At 52.0% G+C, this 18,543-nt stretch carries 17 protein-coding genes; 7 read left to right on the forward strand and 10 right to left on the reverse strand.

Features of this window, described 5'->3' with window-relative positions:
* Position 1: 1 nt before the first annotated feature.
* The 3 genes from mraZ to dapB all read right to left on the reverse strand — a co-directional run bounded on the left by mraZ (position 2) and on the right by dapB (position 2,537).
* A complete protein-coding gene (gene mraZ / locus K341_RS0106795; RefSeq protein WP_009350750.1) occupies positions 2-445 on the reverse strand; it encodes a division/cell wall cluster transcriptional repressor MraZ in 444 nt (147 codons plus the stop codon).
* A gap of 259 nt (positions 446-704) precedes the next feature.
* The gene (locus K341_RS0106800) at positions 705-1,736 is read right to left on the reverse strand and encodes an aspartate-semialdehyde dehydrogenase (protein ID WP_026762292.1); all 1,032 of its coding nucleotides are present in this window, start codon (positions 1,734-1,736) and stop codon (positions 705-707) included.
* A 12-nt stretch (positions 1,737-1,748) separates the two neighbouring features.
* On the reverse strand, positions 1,749-2,537 hold the full coding sequence (gene dapB / locus K341_RS0106805; RefSeq protein WP_026762293.1) for a 4-hydroxy-tetrahydrodipicolinate reductase: 789 nt from the start codon (positions 2,535-2,537) through the stop codon (positions 1,749-1,751).
* Between the two features lie 233 nt (positions 2,538-2,770).
* Here dapB and uraA point away from each other — a divergent pair, with 233 nt between their 5' ends.
* From uraA to K341_RS0106840, 7 genes are all read left to right on the forward strand, one after another.
* Positions 2,771-4,030 carry a uracil permease gene (uraA, locus tag K341_RS0106810; RefSeq protein WP_026762294.1) on the forward strand — a complete coding sequence of 420 codons (1,260 nt, stop codon included), beginning with the start codon at positions 2,771-2,773 and terminating at the stop codon, positions 4,028-4,030.
* On the forward strand, positions 4,027-4,920 hold the full coding sequence (locus K341_RS0106815) for an RluA family pseudouridine synthase (protein WP_026762295.1): 894 nt from the start codon (positions 4,027-4,029) through the stop codon (positions 4,918-4,920). The genes uraA and K341_RS0106815 overlap by 4 nt, the downstream gene beginning before the upstream one ends.
* A 184-nt stretch (positions 4,921-5,104) precedes the next feature.
* Positions 5,105-6,061: a metal ABC transporter solute-binding protein, Zn/Mn family gene (locus tag K341_RS0106820; protein ID WP_026762296.1), complete on the forward strand. Its 957-nt coding sequence runs from the start codon at positions 5,105-5,107 to the stop codon at positions 6,059-6,061.
* Positions 6,062-6,117: 56 nt separating this feature from the next.
* Complete coding sequence (locus K341_RS0106825; RefSeq protein WP_026762297.1) at positions 6,118-6,840, forward strand: metal ABC transporter ATP-binding protein; 723 nt, start codon at positions 6,118-6,120, stop codon at positions 6,838-6,840.
* Between the two features lie 3 nt (positions 6,841-6,843).
* Positions 6,844-7,719, forward strand: a complete 876-nt coding sequence (locus tag K341_RS0106830; protein ID WP_026762298.1) for a metal ABC transporter permease — start codon at positions 6,844-6,846, stop codon at positions 7,717-7,719.
* Positions 7,712-8,812, forward strand: a complete 1,101-nt coding sequence (locus tag K341_RS0106835; protein ID WP_026762299.1) for a metal ABC transporter permease — start codon at positions 7,712-7,714, stop codon at positions 8,810-8,812. Before K341_RS0106830 ends, K341_RS0106835 begins: the two co-directional genes overlap by 8 nt.
* A 16-nt stretch (positions 8,813-8,828) precedes the next feature.
* Positions 8,829-9,488, forward strand: a complete 660-nt coding sequence (locus K341_RS0106840) for a metal-dependent transcriptional regulator (RefSeq protein ID WP_026762300.1) — start codon at positions 8,829-8,831, stop codon at positions 9,486-9,488.
* Between the two features lie 117 nt (positions 9,489-9,605).
* On the opposite strand, the gene K341_RS0106845 is transcribed toward K341_RS0106840, so the two are convergent.
* From K341_RS0106845 to K341_RS12785, 7 genes are all read right to left on the reverse strand, one after another.
* The gene (locus K341_RS0106845; RefSeq protein ID WP_037349496.1) at positions 9,606-11,735 is read right to left on the reverse strand and encodes a peptidase domain-containing ABC transporter; all 2,130 of its coding nucleotides are present in this window, start codon (positions 11,733-11,735) and stop codon (positions 9,606-9,608) included.
* Positions 11,736-11,737: 2 nt separating this feature from the next.
* The gene (locus tag K341_RS0106850; RefSeq protein ID WP_211221211.1) at positions 11,738-13,111 is read right to left on the reverse strand and encodes an HlyD family type I secretion periplasmic adaptor subunit; all 1,374 of its coding nucleotides are present in this window, start codon (positions 13,109-13,111) and stop codon (positions 11,738-11,740) included.
* Between the two features lie 73 nt (positions 13,112-13,184).
* A complete protein-coding gene (locus tag K341_RS0106855; RefSeq protein ID WP_162141744.1) occupies positions 13,185-14,852 on the reverse strand; it encodes a peptidase domain-containing ABC transporter in 1,668 nt (555 codons plus the stop codon).
* Positions 14,853-14,966: 114 nt separating this feature from the next.
* The gene (locus K341_RS0106860; RefSeq protein WP_009350735.1) at positions 14,967-15,398 is read right to left on the reverse strand and encodes a hypothetical protein; all 432 of its coding nucleotides are present in this window, start codon (positions 15,396-15,398) and stop codon (positions 14,967-14,969) included.
* Positions 15,399-15,403: 5 nt separating this feature from the next.
* On the reverse strand, positions 15,404-16,879 hold the full coding sequence (locus K341_RS0106865) for a hypothetical protein (RefSeq protein WP_009350734.1): 1,476 nt from the start codon (positions 16,877-16,879) through the stop codon (positions 15,404-15,406).
* A 391-nt stretch (positions 16,880-17,270) separates the two neighbouring features.
* On the reverse strand, positions 17,271-17,702 hold the full coding sequence (locus tag K341_RS0106870; RefSeq protein WP_026762303.1) for a hypothetical protein: 432 nt from the start codon (positions 17,700-17,702) through the stop codon (positions 17,271-17,273).
* Positions 17,703-18,077: 375 nt separating this feature from the next.
* Positions 18,078-18,251 carry a hypothetical protein gene (locus tag K341_RS12785; RefSeq protein WP_169713241.1) on the reverse strand — a complete coding sequence of 58 codons (174 nt, stop codon included), beginning with the start codon at positions 18,249-18,251 and terminating at the stop codon, positions 18,078-18,080.
* Positions 18,252-18,543 lie beyond the last annotated feature (292 nt).

Raw genomic sequence — 18,543 nt, forward strand, 5'->3', positions numbered from 1 at the left:
CCTAAATCGAAATGCCGTAGCTCGAGAGCTGCTTTGAGATCTCCGTGATGTTCGGATCCACCTCGCCCGCGTAGCTGAGCCACTTCTCCTTGTCCCACACCTCGATGCGCGCATCGGCACCCGTGAGGATCACGTCCTGCTTCAGCCCGATGTTCGCATAGGTGCGCAGATTCGCGGGAACAAGGAACCGCCCCTGCTTATCGCATTCAAGCGTACGCGCCCCGGCGATAAAAAAGCGTGCGAATGCACGTGCGTTCGGATCGGCGATCGACAGCGTGCGCAGCTTTGCCGCGAATTCATCCCACGCTGCCTGCGGGAACAGGAAGAGGCTGCCGTCGAGTCCCTTTGTGATGATGAATGAAACCCCGAGTTCCTGCCGAAAGTCGGCAGGCAGAATGACGCGGCCCTTCGCATCAATGCTGTGGGCGTATTCCCCCATGAACATCCGAGCCGCACCACCTTTCAGGATTCTTTTACCACATTATGGCACTTTCCACCACAATTCACCACTTTCCTTACAGTTATAGCAAAAATAAAGGAGTTTTTCAAGAAAACAGATATTCTTTTTTCGCGTATACAATTTATAAAAAATCATCAAAAAGCGCATGATAAAAGGCGCGGAGCGCAATTTAACGTCCCGTGCCTTTGCATAAAAAAACCGCCGCATTTTTGTTCAAATGCGACGGATCCAAAGATGCCGTTATTTAGATTTGATCATGTGCGATCATATACTCTGCGATTTGGAGCGCATTCAGCGCCGCTCCCTTGCGGATCTGATCGCCGCAGATCCAGAAATTCAGTGCGTTGTCCGTCGACTCGTCAACACGCAGCCGCCCAACCTCAACATCGTTCCTGCCGGAGGTATAAAGCGGCATGGGGTACTCCTGCGCGCTTGGATCGTCATGCAGGACAACGCCCGGGAATGCCGCAAGCGCACCGCGCGCCGCATCGATTGAGATGGGCTCTTTGAATTCAACATTGACGGATTCGGCATGACTGCGATAGACCGGGACACGCACCGTCGTTGCCGTGATGCGCAGCGTATCATCCTCCATGATCTTCTTCGTCTCGTCGATCATCTTCATCTCTTCTTTGGTATAGAGATTATCCTTAAAAACATCGATCTGCGGGATGAGATTAAATGCGATTGGATAGTGCTTCGGCAGCTTGCCGACGGGCAGGATATTTGCGACGGCTTCCTTCCCCTCAGCGAGCGCGGCGACCTGTTCCTCGAGCTCCGCCATCCCCTCTTTTCCTGCGCCCGAGACCGCCTGATAGGTGGAGACGACGATGCGGCGGATCTTGGCGAGGTCGTAAAGAGGCTTCAGCCCCATTACCATAATGATGGTCGAGCAGTTCGGATTTGCGATAATGCCCTTGTGGCGTACGATTGCCTGCGGGTTGACCTCGGGCACGACAAGCGGCACCTCAGGATCCATCCGGAATGTGCTCGAGTTGTCGATGACGACTGCGCCCGCCTTGACCGCATGCGGTGCGAACTCTGCGCTCGCCGCCCCGCCTGCAAAGAGGGCGATGTCAATCGCTGCAAAGGACTCTGCCGCTGCCTCCTGTACTGTATACTCCTCGCCCATAAAGGCGATTTTCTTTCCTGCCGAGCGGCTGGATGCGAGGAGACGCAGCTCCGAAAATGGAAATTTGCGCTCTTCGATGAGATTCAGAAACTCCTGACCGACGGCGCCTGTCGCGCCGAGAATTGCCACGCGATATTTCTTCATGACCATATCCCCTTACAGCAATTTATCAAGTCCAACGGTAAGCGACTTGAGTCCGCGCACCTTCTTTGCCGCGAGCACAACCCCTGGCATGAACGATTCGCGATTCAGAGAATCGTGGCGAATCGAAAGCGTCTGCCCGAGACCGCCAAAGATGACCTCTTGATGCGCCACATAGCCCGGCAGACGAACACTGTGAATCCGCATCCCCTCGTATGCCGCACCGCGCGCTCCTGCAATCTTCTCTTCCTCATCCGGATGTCCCTGCACATGGGGGGCGCGCACCTCGGCGATCATGGCAGCCGTCTGCACCGCCGTCCCCGACGGCGCATCGAGTTTGTTGTCATGGTGGAGCTCTATGATCTCCACATCGGGCATATATTTTGCCGCCATACGGCTCATGAGCATCATCAGAACGGCGCCGATCGCAAAATTCGGTGCGATAAACGCAGGCGTATCATTCGCCTCTGCCGCCGCCTTAATCTCCGCCTTTTGGGCATCTGACAGCCCCGTTGTTCCGACCACAGGCGAGACCTTATGCGAGAGCGCTGTGAGGACGTTCCCATAGACGACGTCCGGGCGTGTAAAGTCGATCATGACCTCAGGTTTCAGGCGCTTCAGCGCCGCCGCTAGATTGGTCTCCACGAGCACGCCGTTTTTCCCCGTGCCCGCGAGGTCTCCCGTATCCGCGCCGCCGTTGATGTCAACCGCACCGACGAGTTCAAGATCGGCGTCGTCGATAACCGCTTTTAGTACTGCGCGCCCCATGCGGCCGCATGCGCCGCTGACCAAAACTTTTGTCAAGGAAATTCCTCCTCAGTTCTCAATGTTTGCCGCACTCATTATACAAGCGCCGCCCCCGCGCGTCAAGGAAAAGGCGCTTGGATACATGCCGACATACCGAAAACCGGGGATGGATCCCCCTTCTATAATATTATAAAATAAATTCGACAAGCGACGGGTTCTGTGCTAAATTATTTGATTGGAAACATATATAATACTCGTCCTATTCTTCATCGAAAACGGAGGATTCCCACATGTCACAAAAAACCATCGATACGACGGAGCGCCCGCCGCTCCTCCAAACGATCCCGCTGTCCCTGCAGCATCTGTTCGCGATGTTCGGCTCGACGGTGCTCGTCCCGATTCTCTTTCATGTGAATCCGGCAACGGTACTGCTCTTCAACGGCATCGGCACGCTCTTCTATCTGATTCTCTGCAAGGGGAAAATCCCCGCGTATCTCGGTTCGAGCTTCGCGTTCCTCTCGCCGGTCTTTCTCGTGCTCTCGGAGTACAGCTACGAGGCTGCGCTCGGCGGATTCATCGTCGTCGGCGCCGTGTTCTGTCTCGTGAGTCTCCTCGTTCATACCGCGGGGACGAGCTGGATCGACGTCATCTTCCCGCCCGCATCGATGGGCGCAATCGTCGCGGTCATCGGACTCGAGCTGATGCCGACGGCGGCGGGCATGGCGGGACTCACGGGAGACAAGACCGATCCCACGGTCATCTTTGTCTCCATCGCAACGCTTGCGATTACCATCTTTGCATCCATCGCGTTCCGCGGCTTTCTCTCCATCATCCCCATCCTCATCGGCGTCGTGCTCGGCTATGTCATCGCCTTCGCCGCGGGGATCGTCGATCTTTCGAATGTGGAAAGCGCGCCGTGGTTCGCCATCCCGACGCTCTACACACCGGAATTTGATCTGCGCGCCATCCTCATCATCCTGCCCGCCTCCATCGTCGTCGTCGTGGAGCACATCGGTCACCTCATCGTCACGGGCAATATCATCGGGCGCAATCTCACAAAAGACCCCGGGCTTGACCGTTCGCTCCTCGGCAACGGCATCTCGACCGTGTTCTCCGGGTTCTTCGGCTCGACGCCGAACACAACGTACGGGGAAAACATCGGCGTCCTCGCCATCACGAAAGTCTACTCCACATGGGTCATCGGCGGCGCCGCTGTCTTTGCCATCCTGCTCTCGTGTCTCGGCAAACTCGCCGCGCTCATCCAGAGCATCCCGACGCCCGTCATGGGCGGCGTCTCGATGCTGCTCTTCGGCGTCATTGCCGCCTCGGGCATCCGTATCCTCGTCGAGGCAAAGGTGGACTACAACAATCCGATGAACCTCCTCCTCACCTCCATCGTCATGGGCGTCGGCGTCTCGACGGCAAGCCTGACGATCGGCACCGTCACCCTGCGCGGCATGTCGCTCGCAACCGTCATCGCCATCATCCTCTCCGTCTCCTTCCGCATCATCTTCGCACTGCGCCGTTCGCGGCAAATCTCAGGCGAATGACGGAGATTCACATCTCCCTGCCGCCCGGTGAAGAGATGCCTGCAAAAGCATATCTCACGAAAAAATGCGGCGTCTCCGGCGGTCTCTGGAAACGCATCAAGCACAGCGGCACATTCTCGCACAACGGCGTCCCCGCCATCGCGGCGCGCACCGCCGTCCGTGACGGGGATGTGCTTTCCTATGCGCTTCCTATTGTTTCTAGCGTTGTCCCCGAAGACCTCCCGCTCGCGATTGCCTACGAGGACGACGATCTGCTCATCATCGATAAGCCAGCCGGAATGCTCGTTCATCCGACGACGCAGGAAACACGCGGCACGATCGCGAACGCCGTACTTGGACGCTATGCGGCGCGCGGCGACACGCTTGATTTTCACCCGTGTCACCGGCTCGACCGCAATACAACGGGACTGCTCCTCATCGCAAAGCGTCCCGAGGTGCAGTATTACTTTACGAAGCATCGGGACGCCGTACGCCGCACATACCTCGCGCTCATTGAGGGACGTTTAACGCCCGCATCAGGCATCATCGACGCCCCCATCGCGCGCGCCCTGCCGAGCATCATCCTGCGCCGCGTCTCGCCGGACGGAAAACCCGCCCGGACGCATTACGCGACAGAAACAGCGACCGAGAGATACAGCCTCCTGCGGCTCTCTCTTGAGACCGGGCGCACGCATCAGATTCGCGTGCATCTCGCGCATCTCGGACACCCCCTGCTCGGCGACGACCTCTACGGCGGCAACACGGACGAGATCGCACGTCACGCCCTCCACGCCGCACGGCTCTCCCTACGCCTGCCGCACACGGGGGAATTGCTCACCGTCGCATCTCCCCTGCCGAAGGATATAGCACGGATTGCAGGAACACTGGCTCCCGTTTCATCATCTAAATGACACTGCATACTCAAATTGGGGCAGGACATGATTCTTTTCACGTCCTGCCCCAATTTTATGTATGTCGGCTTGCTTCTCTCCCATATTTTCTGTTGTAAAAAATATTTTTTATAAATATGAATTTCTTATTTACAAATCAAAAAAATATCGCTATAATCTGAAAAAAGAAAGGACGGTGCAGCCCATGCAGCACAAAAAAAGTTTTGTTTATGTACTTCTCGCATGTTGTTTTCTCCTCGCGTCCCTTGTGAGCGGATGCGGCGGAACTTCTGCGGATAAAAGCGCCGGAGATAAGCCGGCGGATGCAAAGAAAACGGTCACGGTCACGACCTCGTTCCTTGAGGATATGACGAAGCAGCTCGCAGGCGACTATGTGAACATCGAGCTCATCATCCCGGCGGGTGAGGATCCGCATCTCTATGTGGCCCAGCCTGCCGACCTCGAGAAGATCAAGAAAGCGGATCTTCTCCTCTATCACGGTCTGCACTTCGAGGGCAAGATGGCGGAAGTGCTCGAAAAGAAGGGCGCCGCTGTGACGAAGGATTTCACGGACAGCGAAATCAACTACATGGAGGAGGACGGCAAGCGCATTGTCGATCCACATTTCTGGTTTGACGTCGCACTCTATAAAAAGGCAACGGAAGAAGCCGCCGCGCAGCTTGAAAAGCTCCTCCCCGATCACAAAGCAGACATCGAGGCAAATCTCAAGAAGTACCTTGGTCAGCTCGATGCACTCGACAATGAGATCAAGGAAAAAATCGCGACCATCCCGGAGGGACAGCGCAATCTCGTCACGCCGCATGACGCGTTCAATTATTTCTCGCATCGCTATCACATGAACGTCGTTGCACCGCAGGGCGTCAGCACCGATTCCGAGGTTGCGAACGCGGACGTCGAAAAGACGGCGAACTTCATCGTCGAGCATAAAGTCAAGGCGGTATTCGCAGAGAGCACGACGAATCCGGAGCGCATGAAGAAACTGCAGGAGGTCTGCAAAACGAAGGGCTTTGACGTTGAGATCGTGGGCGGCGAAGGCAACGAACTTTTCTCCGATTCACTCGCACCCGCCGGACAGAAGGGCGACACTTACATCGATATGTATAAGAGCAATGTCGATCTGATCGTCAGCCATCTGAAGTAAGAATTTTTGCCGGAGGCGGGAAAGATCCCGCCTCTTTTTGTTCAAGGAGGAACGCGATGGATAAAAATAAAAGTGTCGTCCATGTGGAAGATCTTACGATGGCGTATCGTGAGACGCCCGTACTTTGGGACATCGATCTTGATATTCCGGGAGAGGTACGCTGTGCAATCGTGGGGCCCAACGGCGCAGGCAAGTCCACGCTGCTCAGCGGCATTCTAGGGCTCCTCGCTCCGGTTTCAGGCGAGGTGCGTCTATGGGGGCATCCTCTTGATGAGGTACGCAAGCGCATCGCCTATGTTCCCCAACGAGGCTCGGTACACTGGGACTTCCCGACAACGGTCTTTGATGTCGTGCTGATGGGACGTTACGCGCATATCGGTCTGATGCGGCGCCCCGGAAAACTGGACAAAGAGCTTGCCCTTGATGCCCTTGAAAAGATGAAGATGGTTGATTACGCCGGCCGCCAAATCTCCGAGCTCTCCGGCGGGCAAAAGCAGCGCGTCTTTATCGCGCGTGCTCTCGCACAGGACGCCGATCTCTACATCATGGACGAGCCGCTTGCAGGCGTCGACGAAACGACGGAACGCATCATTATGGATAAATTCATGGATCTGCAGCGCGCACACAAAACCGTCATTGCCGTACACCATGACCTCAGCACGCTCGACAGCTATTTCGACTTCCTCATCGTCCTCAACCGCACGGTCAAGGCATGTGACTATATGGCGCGTCTCGACAAGGATGCCGCCCTCGCCCGCGCCTATCGGATGAAGGAGTAAGCGATGGACATTTTATTCAATTACACCTTTCAAATCATCGCACTCGGCAGCGTTGTGCTCGCGATTACCGCCGGTTCTGTCGGTGCGTTTAGTGTCTACAAGGGGCAAAGTCTCATCGGCGATGCCATCGGACACTCGACATTTCCCGGCATCATTCTTGCCTATATGGTCTTTGCCACACGCAGCCCCGTCATCCTCCTCTGCGGGGCGATCGCAGCGGGTGCGGCGAGCTATGCCCTGATCCAGCTCGCGCATGAGGATAAGCGTCTCGGTCTTGATGCCAACCTTGCGATCTTTCTCTCCGGTTTCTTTGGGCTCGGCATGGCGCTCAAGAGCTTCATTCAGGGCAATCCGGACTATGCCGGCGCATCGCAGGCAGGGCTCGGCACCTATATCTTTGGACAGGCGGCATATATGCTCGAGGTCGATGTCATGCTCATTACCGGCGTATCGCTCCTCTGCCTCCTCATCCTCCTCGCATTCTATAAGGAACTAAAGCTCTTTGTCTTTGACGCCGAATACGCGCGCGTCGCAGGACTCCCCTGCCGCCTGCTGAACGTCCTCCTGCTCGTCATGACAATCTCGGTCATCGGCATCGGCATTAAGGCGGTCGGCGCGATTCTCATCAGCTCTTTCCTCATCATCCCGTGCGTTGCCGCAAATCAATGGTCCAACAACTTCTTACATGTCCTCCTCATCAGCAGCGGTATCGGCGCAGCCTCCGCCTTTATCGGAACCTATATCAGTACGGCACAGCAGGGGATGTCCACAGGCCCATGCATCATTCTCGTCGCATGTCTCATCGCATTTTTTTCCATACTGCTCGGTCCCAAAGGCATCCTTGGCAGTCTGCTCAATCGGAGGGAAGATCATGGATGACGCATTGCTCGTACTGATCCTTACCGCCGCCGCGTGTTCCGCGCTCGGCACGTTCCTCATCCTGCGCCGCCTGTCGATGATGTCGGATGCAATCAGTCACACCGTCCTGCTCGGGATCGTGCTCGCATTCTTTCTAACCTATGACCTCGGTTCTCCGTGGCTCTTATTGGGCGCCGCCGTTATGGGCGTTGTAACCGTCTCGCTCGTCGAGCTGCTCGGCAAGACGAACCTTGTCAAATACGACGATGCCATCGGCGTCGTCTTCCCGCTGCTCTTTGCCATTGCGGTCATTCTCATCAGTAAATTTGCGGGCAACGCTCATCTCGACACCGATATGGTGCTCATGGGCGAAGTCATTTACTCGGGGCTGAACACCGCACAGATCGGCGGCATTGAGGTTCCGAAAGCTGCGCTTAAAATGGGCGGGCTACTCGTCGGCATCATCGCCTTTATTGCCGTATTCTACAAAGAGATGAAAGTCTCCACCTTTGACACGGAATATGCAAAACTCATCGGCGTCCCGACGGGCATTCTCTTTTACGCTTTCATGTCCCTTACGTCGCTCACAACGGTCGCCGCATTCGACGCGGTCGGCTCGATCCTCGTCATCTCATTTTTCATCGCACCTGCGGCGACGGCACTCCTTTTCACAAAAAATTTAACACAGACTTTGATTATTTCTGTGATTTTTAGTATGATAAACAGTATCATAGGCTATGAAATCGCCGTACATACGAACGCCTCTATTGCGGGTCTGTGTGCGGTCGTCAATACGCTCGTCTATATGCTCGCTCTGCTCGTCAATCCGAAGGGATTTGTCACGACATACATCCGCCGCGCACGGAACAGGAAATTGCTCCGCGAAGAACTGTTCATCCTCCATATCGGCAAGCATACGGCGGAGGATCTGCACAGCCCCGAGAACCACGCCGCCCAGATCGGAAATCACCTCAAATGGGGAGCGGCGCGTGTCCGAGCGGTCACAAACGCACTGCTTTCAAAAGGGGAGCTGGAACGTGAGGGCGACTATTACCTCCTGACCGAGCGCGGCGCGGAGACTTACCGGATGCTGTGCAGCAGATATTATATTTAGGGGAATCAACATGGGTATGGAAATACAACCGCAGTGGGAAGAGTTCATCATTGCGATTTTTAAGATGAACCGGCGTCAAGGGAAGGCAACGAACAAGGAGCTGAGTCAATGGCTCTCTGTCTCACCCTCGCTCGTCACCGAACTCATCAAAAAGATGCAGACGGAGGGCATTCTCGCGCCCGGCAAGAATATCATTGCGCTCACGGACGCGGGGGAAGCCGCGGCCAAGCGCATCATCTCAAAACACCGCTTGTGGGAATACTTTCTCACCGAAACACTGAACTTCAACTGGAAGGACGTCCACGCACAGGCAAGTGCCCTCCAGAACGTCACGAGCGACGAGCTCTTTGAAAAGCTCAACGACTTCCTCCACCGCCCCGCAGCATGTCCGCACGGCGGTGCGATCTTCGCCAACCGGGCCGAGGAACTTGCAGGGCTCGTACCACTCTCAGAGAGTACGCCCGGCATCACCTATACCATGCGGCGCATCCCGGACAATACGGCGCTCCTCGAATACGTCGAACACATTGGTCTCGCGCTGGGTCAAACGTTCACTGTCAAGGGCTTTGAGTCGTTCGACCATACGGCGATCATCGACCTCGCAGGCACAGAGGTGCGTGTCTCGCCGAAGGCATGCGTCGATATCTATCTTGAAGCGGAGACCGCTGAAGAATAGACCTCGTCAGAGAAAAACACAAAAATTGGGCACCGCATGACGATGCCCATTTTTTGTTTGGAATATTTTGTTACAGCCCCGTTTTTCATCTCTTCTCAGAAATTCCGATGCGTATTTTTATCCTGCTTGTTGGCAATACAGGTGATAATAAGCTCCCTTTTTCTCCATGAGGGCATCATGGGTACCGCGTTCCAATATGCGGCCATTTTCCATGTAGATGATACAGTCGCAGTCCTGCACCATACTCAATCGATGTGCAATCATCAAAAGAGTACGTCCGGCAGAAATCTGTTGGAGATTTTGGCGCAGCAGCTGTTCCGACTCTGTATCAAGCGCACTTGTCGCCTCATCAAAAATCAAGATCTGCGGATCTCTGATAAGCGCCCTGGCAATCGCAACACGTTGCTTCTGCCCTCCGGAAAGAGTATTGCCGCCTTCCGATACTAGAGTACCATATCTCTGCGGTAACTCTTGGATGAATGCGTCCGCTCCGGAAATGATCGAGGCTTTTCTGATTTCTTCATGAGAGGCGCCGTTTTTCGGCAGTGCAATATTTTCTTGTATCGTGCCGCGAAAAAGTTTTGTATCCTGGGTGACGACGCCCATCTGCTGACGCAGCCACGATGTCTCTATATTGGCAGCATCGAGACCGTCGAGCAGTATATTTCCACGGCTGGGCAGGTAAAATCGCTGTATAAGTTTTGCTAATGTGCTTTTCCCGGATCCGGATTTACCGACGATACCGATTTTTCCTCCGGCCGGTATATGTAAGTCAATATGCGACAGATTATCCCCCGCGGCTCCCGGATAGCGAAAGCTCACGTCTTCGAATCTAATATCACCTTTGACCGTAGGTGTTGTTAGGTTTTTAGCATTGAGCGTATCTTCCGGCGGCTCCATGGAAATGTCATCCAAATAGTGCAGGGATACCTTTGTTTGTTGATAGTCCTGCCACATATTCGACAGGCGCACAATGGGTGAGATCACATAGCCGGTATACATTTGGAAGGCGACAAGTTCCCCAACGGTAAAATTTCCATCCATGATTTCTTGCACGCCAAACCAAAGGATCGCAACGATCGTCAGCTGTTGTATCGTGCGAGCCAGATTGTTGCCGGCATTGTTTATATTATCAATGGCAAAAGAAGCTCTCACTTGCGCGGCCATGAGCTCATCCCAGCGTTGACGACAGCTCTTTTCGACAGACAAGGTCTTGATCGTTTCCATGCCGCGTAATATATTGAACAGAAACCCTTGCTTGCGGCTTTCAACCTGAAATTTAGTCTTTAGCCTGCGGCGCAAATATGGCGTCAGCACTAGATTTATGATGATAAAACAAAGCAAAGCGACAAGAGTTATCAAGGTCAGCTGCGTATTATACAGGAACAAGATTACCAAATATATCACAGCGAAAAGCACGTCAAGCAGCGCAGTAAGACCTGCGCTTACCACAAAGCGGCGTATACTAGCCAGTTCGCGCATTCTCGTTATAATATCGCCGGTTTTCATGCGCTCAAAAAAGCTGAGGGGCAAACGCAGTAAATGATAGAAAAGCTTGGCGCTGAGCACGGTATCAAGCTTACTGGCATAATGATTCATGATAAATCGTCGCCATACGGCCAGCCAGCCGCGGAAAAAGCAGGCGCATATCATGCCAAACGCCAATACATTCAACGTATCCAGGCTATGATGTACCAGGAGATAGTTGATCGTTTCCTGCATAAAAAGCGGCGCTATGATATTAAATCCCTGCATAAAGACGGAAAATATCAAAACGATTCCAAAGCCCTTTTTATACTTTGAGGCAGCATGGATCAGCCATTTCCAGTCAAGCTTTTCAACCGGGGAAGCCGACGCGTCTTTCTTTGCGATCGGGATTAATTGCCTTTTCCAGCGTTGACGCAATTGCTCATCGCTGATCAGCATAATTTTATTGTGTTGGGGAATCCAGCATTGCAGCTGACTGCCGTCTTGCCCCAACAGAAGGATCGAACTCCCGTCCTGCAGGGGAGCGATCGCCGGACACGGTATCATGGGCAGCGGCTTTTCCTCGGCATAAGAAAGTATACCGGCGCGCAGCCCGAGTTCCCGTGCTGCTCTGACAACAGCTATTTCATCCATAGCAGCATTTGAGAAAACATAGGAGTGACGAAGCTGCTTCGCATTGATATTGACTCCCACCAGTCGAGCCCCGGCAACCAGGCACTGCAGCGCGGGATCTTCCATTTCTTGTGCACGTTGTCGCATGCTTATCGTTCCCTCAAAAATTCACTCTTATAGGTTTTGAACGGCTCCAGGAAAAACTCGTATATATGTTTTTTACGCGTTTTTATTTCTGCCGTAACGTTCATTCCGCTGGACAGAGGAACTTTCCTTCCTTCGATGTCTATGGTATCTTTTTCCGGTGTCAAAAGCAGGCGGTACACACGACCTTGCTCCGGATCCTCTATAGAGTTTGGACTGATATTAGTCAGTTTTGCAGAGACAACGCCGTATTTTTGATAATCAAATGATTCGATCTTGACATCCGCCTCCTGCCCTTCCTGCAGGAAGCCTATATCCTTATTTTGAGCCCATGTCTCAATTTCTAGCCGAGTTCCTTCCGGCACCAGTTCCATTAATGCCTGTGCGGTCGTTACGACACTGCCAAGCGTATGCACCTGCAGATTGCTTACATAACCGTCGTCAGGAGCCAGTATCTTGATGAGTTCATGCTGCTCGGCAGCCTTTTTTAGCTCCTCATTTGCCTGGAACAATTCCTGCTGTGTTTGATCGATCTCCTGATCAATACTCAATTGCCGCTCTGCCTTCACATTCGCAAGATCCCATATTGCTTTAGAAAGCGCTGCGCTGTTCCCGGATACAGTTTCCTCCTGCTCGTTTGCGCTTTCTTCCACCGCAATGCGTCTTCCACGCTGATCGATCAGGGAAATTTCAGCAATAGCGGCCTCATCTACAAGGGCGGCATAACGATTTTCTTTGTCCGCCTCTATCGCATATAAAGATCGGAGTTTATCCAGGTCGATCTTTGAACTCCGTAATTCGGCTTCGGCTTTTGCTGCTTCCTGCTGAGCTGCATATAGGCGGGTATGGTAGTCGGTTTCCCGGCTGGCAAAAAGAGCCTGCTCTGACGAAATCTCTTTTTCGTCTAAATCGGTACTGTTCCTATCCGGATGAAAGGAACTCCCGGTTTTTTCCGCCTGCAGTCTCTCTAGTCTAAGGCGAGCGTAGGCGGCTTGCTTTCTTACCTTAGCCAGATCGGCTTCCGATATCGTCGGATCCAGCTCCATAAGCACATCGCCTTTGCTGACCTTCTGACCTTCGGTTACATATATTGTCCTCACAATGCCTTTGTCGTAAGCCTGCAATGTACGTACATAGCCGTCGGGGATGATTTTTCCGGTGGTAACCGCTACTTCGTCCACCGTGCCAAAAATAGCCCAGAGTAAGATCGCTGCCATCAAAGCCGCTATTGTCCAAACAGCAATACGCCCGGCATAGGTGGGCGGTGTCTCTACGACCTCAAGCCCTGCCGGGAGGAACTCCGCTTCCCGTGCAGAATAGTTTTCTATTTCTTTCAGTCGGGGAAGATTCTTTCTCTTTCTCTTCAGCCAATCGAACATAAAATTCTCCATGATACTCCCATTGTTCCGGATATTCCGAAAAAGAATACCCGGCGGCAGGAATTCTTTCTCGTTATCCTTTTTGTGCGTCCCATAGCGCACGATAGGCGCCGTTTTTCTCCATCAGCTCCGCGTGTGTTCCCTTCTCTGCAACATGCCCATGATCCATAACAAAGATCATATCGCATCCTTGGACATTGGCTAAGCGATGTGCAATGATGAGCGTTGTGCGCCCCTGCGCTATCCGGGACATGTTTTGCATGACAATACGCTCCGATATATAGTCCAGTGCGCTGGTCGCTTCATCAAAAATCAAAATTTTCGGCTTACGCAGCAGTACTCGGGCAATCGCGATACGCTGCCGCTGCCCGCCCGACAAATTACTGCCGTCATCCGTCAGCTCCGTATCATATCCTTCCGGCAGTTCGCGAATGAACTCGTCCGCTCCGGCAAGTGCAGCAGCTGCCTGAATGGCATCCGGATCGACATGGGGCATTCCATAGGAGATGTTTTCATTGATTGTACCGGGGAATAATCTGTTTTCCTGCAGCACAATACCAATCTGCTGCCGCAGAGCGGAAAGAGACAGCTCCCGTATATCCTGCCCATCCAACAAGATATGCCCCTCTTGAGGCAGATAGAGACGATCCAGCAGTTTTGCGATGGTACTTTTCCCTGATCCGGAACAACCGACAATGCCGATCCGCTGTCCGGGCTTAATATGCAATGATACGTCGTCTAGCGCCGGAGGATCCTTGGATTCATATGAAAACGAGACGTTTTGAAAGACAATATCGCCGCGACTAGGAGCGCCGGACGCCGTGCCGGTATCCCAGCCGGGTTCACGCTCCGCATGGATCAGATCGCCGATCCGCTCCATGGATAATTTCATCTGCTGGAAGGATTGCCAGACCTGCGCTAACCGCAGGATCGGTGCTGCTGCTTGATTGGCAATCATCTGGAATGCAATAAACTGACCGATTGTCAGGGAGGAAGAGATGACCATAACGCCGCCTGCCCAGATAATCAGATAACTAGTCACACGCTGCACCAGGCTAACGCCTTCATTTAGTCCTGCCCCCATTTGAGCGGCATCCAGGTTCTTACATACGCTGCGGCTCAACATAGCTTCCCAATGATAGCGAAACCGCGGCTCCAGAGACAGTGCCTTGACAGTATCTATGCCCGCGACAGCCTCAACCAGGAATGATTGATTGCGTGCCTCATAATTCCATGCATCCGTAATTCTTTTTCGATAGCGCGGCGCCCCCCATACATTCAGTGCAATCTGCACAGGTACGGCTGCCAGCGCAATCAGCCCCAGCGTAAAGCTGTAGTAAAACATAACGGCAAAAAATACTACCGAAAATACGATATCAATACATGCATTGATCGCCGTCTTCGTGAGGAACTCGCGCACATTTTCAAGCGCGGAAACCTTCATCAGGATATCCCCGGCACGCCGTCGTATAAAATATTGCAGAGGTAATTGCATTAAATGACGGAACAAAGCAGTCCCCAAAATAATGTCAATCTTATTCGTTGTATGAGAAAAGAGGTACCGGCGCATACTGTCCATGATCAACTGAAATAATATAACGATGACCATGCCTATCGCCAGACCGTTGAGGGTAACGAGCCCCCGGTTGACAATCACCTTGTCGATAATGACCTGCGTGCACAGCGGAACGACCAATCCAAGAAGCTGGAACAGAAAGGCTGCCATGACGATCTCCGCCAAATATACTTTATAACGAAGGATCGCCCCCGAGAACCATTGGAAATCTTTCCGTATAAACCGATTCATGAAGTTTATTGTTATCCCCACCGATCTATCCTCTCGCTATGCACTTCCTCATAGAAATATCAGCACCGCCAGACCGCCGCAGCATACGAGCCAGAGCCCAACTAAAGTCATTATCCAGTATTTCCATTGTTTGCGAGATATATTTTGCGGCGTCATCTGGTGAACGCCGGTAATCATACAGGCAAAAGCAAGACAGCCAAGGGAGGACACCCCGCTAAACACTCCCAAAAGCATAAGATTCGAGGACTTTACACTATCCTGTACCAACTCAAGGAAGGGCACCCCAGAAAGTAACAGTATACACCCCAGAGGAAAAAGCAGATTATGTGTTTTCTTATAGATATAGGCAGCAAAAGCCAATACAACTACGGACGACAAAGACAATACTATGACCTGCAGATCCGTATTGCCCCATCTCGCTAAGGCTCGACCGACAAGCAGCCCGCCGACAAGCAAAAGTATCCTATTTTCTTTCTTCATAAAGTTTATTGCCCTTCGTTTGGTTCGTCACAAACTTGTGCTTTTGTGATATCCACGACTTTATCTATTTTATATCCGACATAGGCAATCAAGCCCAAACTTGCTACGGCAACAGCAGCTTCCGGCGCAAGCGCTGCTGCTACCACTGCAGCAGCTACAGTTTCTATTGCATCAACTAGAACGGCTCCTGTCGCGAAGGCACCGATATCAATAGCAGCTGCCTTGTATCCTGTCGTCATATCATTATATTGATGTCCAGCCAAATCATTGTAGATGTCATTGGCAGAAAACAGAACGGATGCAGGTCCCGCCTTGCTTACCGCCTTTGACAAAGAACCTCGCGCAATTCCTTTGGAACTACTCGCTTCATCAAGCATGGCATCTATCATCTTATTATCTATGGCAACGATACTGTTCTTTGCCAAAGAGGTCTCATCTTTAGAAGGCGCCCAAGAGGTCGCCGCTAAAGCTGCTCCATAAGTTTCCGTGGTCTCCATATCAGTATCCTTGAAGCCACTCCATGCGTCGATCGCATCATCGTCAAAGGCGTCCCAACTGTCGTCTTCTTCATCGGAAAGTTCTGCGCTGTCAATCTCTTGACCGAAGCCGCCCCAACTGCTGATGCCTCCCCAGCCGCCGTTTTCTTCTCCATCATCGTCCCGACCGCCGATCGCATCGTCGTCAAATCCACCCCAACTGCCATCGTTGTCACCGGAGAGTTCTGCGCTGTCAATCTCTTGACCGAAGCCACCCCAACTACTGATACCTCCCCAGCCGCCGCTTTCTTCCCCATCACTGCTCCAGCCACCGATTGCATCGTCATCAAAGCCACCCCAACTGCCGTCGTCTTCATCGGAGAGCTCTGCGCTGTCGACCTCTTGACCAAAGCCGCCCCAACTACCGATGCCGCCCCAGCCGCCGGTTTCTTCCCCATCATTGCTCCAACCGCCGACCGCATCGTCGTCAAAGCCACCCCAACTGCTATCGTTTTCATCGGAGAGTTCGGCGCTGTCGACCTCTTGACCAAAGCCGCCCCAACCGCCAACCCCTTCGGACGAGTCGTTGTCTGCGCCATAGCCGCCGTCATCATCTCCGCTGTAACCACCATAGCCGTCATTCGTATCGTCGTTTCCGTAGCCGCTGCCTATATCATCACCACTATAGCCGCCATAGGAATTGTCGTCGGAATCGTCGTTGCCATATCCGCCATTTTCCTCACCGATATCCCCCCAGCCGCCATCGGCATCGTCTCCGGTACCGCCCCAGCCGTCGCCGCCATAGCCCTCGGACGAATCGTTGTCTGCACCATAGTCACCGCCATCATTACCGCCGCTGTAACCGCCATAGCCGTCATTCGTATCATCGCTTCCGTAACCGTTGCCTACATCATCACCGCTATAGCCGCCATAGGAATTGTCGCCGGAATCGGCATCGTTGCTGCCGTAGCCGCCATAGGAATTGTCGTTATTATTATCGTTCATTTCAATTCCTCCTTGCCAGTATTACTATACAGATTTATTTTCCCGCTTTATTATTATAAAATATAATAAGTCCTGTTATTTTTACCTTAAAGATATTGGTTCTTTCTTTTATTTTATTTAGGAGAGCAATATATTTTCTATATTTTTTAGGATACAAGGCACTCAAAAAACCGACGAGGCTGCATAGCTGTGTGGAGCATCGTCGGCTTTTTTAGTTGTACCGTTTACTTTTTCAGTGCGGCAAGTTTCGATCCCATGATACGCTTGTACGTCCCAACGTTCATAAGCTTACCCTCATAGACAATGAAAAATCATTCCAGAGAAGCATTGAAGGCTTTCCATATGAACCTTGTCCATAAAGCTAATTGCTGTTCTCCCCCATTATAATGCCTTATAAAAATGTCAGTGCCGCTGCGCCGCCGCAGCATACGAGCCAGAACCCGGCTAAAGCCATCATCCAGTATTTCCATTGTTTGTGAGATATATCTTGCGGTGCGATCTGATGTGCACCGGTAATCATGCAAGCAACAGCAAAACAAAGAAGAAAGATCACCCCGTTAGAGACACAAAAAAAGGTAACTTCAGAAGATTTTATGCTGTCTTGCAGCACTTCAAGAAGAGGCAGACAAGTAACCAGCAACACGCATCCCAATGGTAAAAAGTAATTATGGTTTTTCTTGTAAATATAGAGCCCAAAAAGAAGTATCCCTAGAAATGCCAAAGAAAATACTATGAGCTGCAGCTCCGAATTTCCCCATCTTGACACGGCTCTACCTGCAAATACGCCAATGACGGCGAAAAAAATACCGATATTTCTTTTCACAATTACCTACTCTCCTCCGTTTAGATTACCGAAAGAATCGTTCCGAAAGTCTCCTTAAGATTGCTCTGAATAAGCCTATCAATAAAGATAATTCTACACTCTATCTATTCGGCGGTTCCAATAGAAACAACACGGCTGCTACACCTCCGCAGCATAGCCCCCACGTTAAGGCTAATCCTATGAGACAATATTTACATTTTTTCCGGGATATAGCGTGCGGTGAGATTTGACAGCAGCCGGTGAACAGACAACCGATAGCCATACAAAACGCAAAAAATACAACGCTAAATGCCCCAAAAAACATGACATGAGAAACTTTTCCAATGTCCCCCAATTTATTGATGAAGGGTAGGCAGCCAAACAGTAAGATGCCTCCTATAAGAAAGAACCAGGTATGCGTTTTTTATAGACGTAGACACCAAAAGAAAGTACGGGCAATGCCGCTAAAATTAATATAATGACTTCCATATCCGTATTTCCCTGACTCGCCAAGGCTCGACCGGCAAATACGCCAATGACAGCCACAAGAATACTGATATTTTTCTTCATATGTTTTACCACTCTTCATTTGGTTTGCTGCAAAATATTATAACGAAAGATCATTCCGGAGAACCATTGGAAGACTTTCCATATAAACCTTGTCCATAAAGCTAATTGCTGTTCTCCCCCATTATGACGCCTTATAAAAATGTCAGTGCAGCTAGACCACCACAGCATACGATCCAGAACCCGGCTAAAGTCAGCATCCAATATTTCCATTCTTTATGAGATATATTTTGCGGTGCGATCTGATGTGCGCCGGTAAACATACATCCGAAAGCCCCAAAAAACACAAAGAGCA

Source organism: Centipeda artemidis DSM 19719 (assembly GCF_000426665.1).
GTDB lineage: Bacteria > Bacillota > Negativicutes > Selenomonadales > Selenomonadaceae > Centipeda > Centipeda artemidis.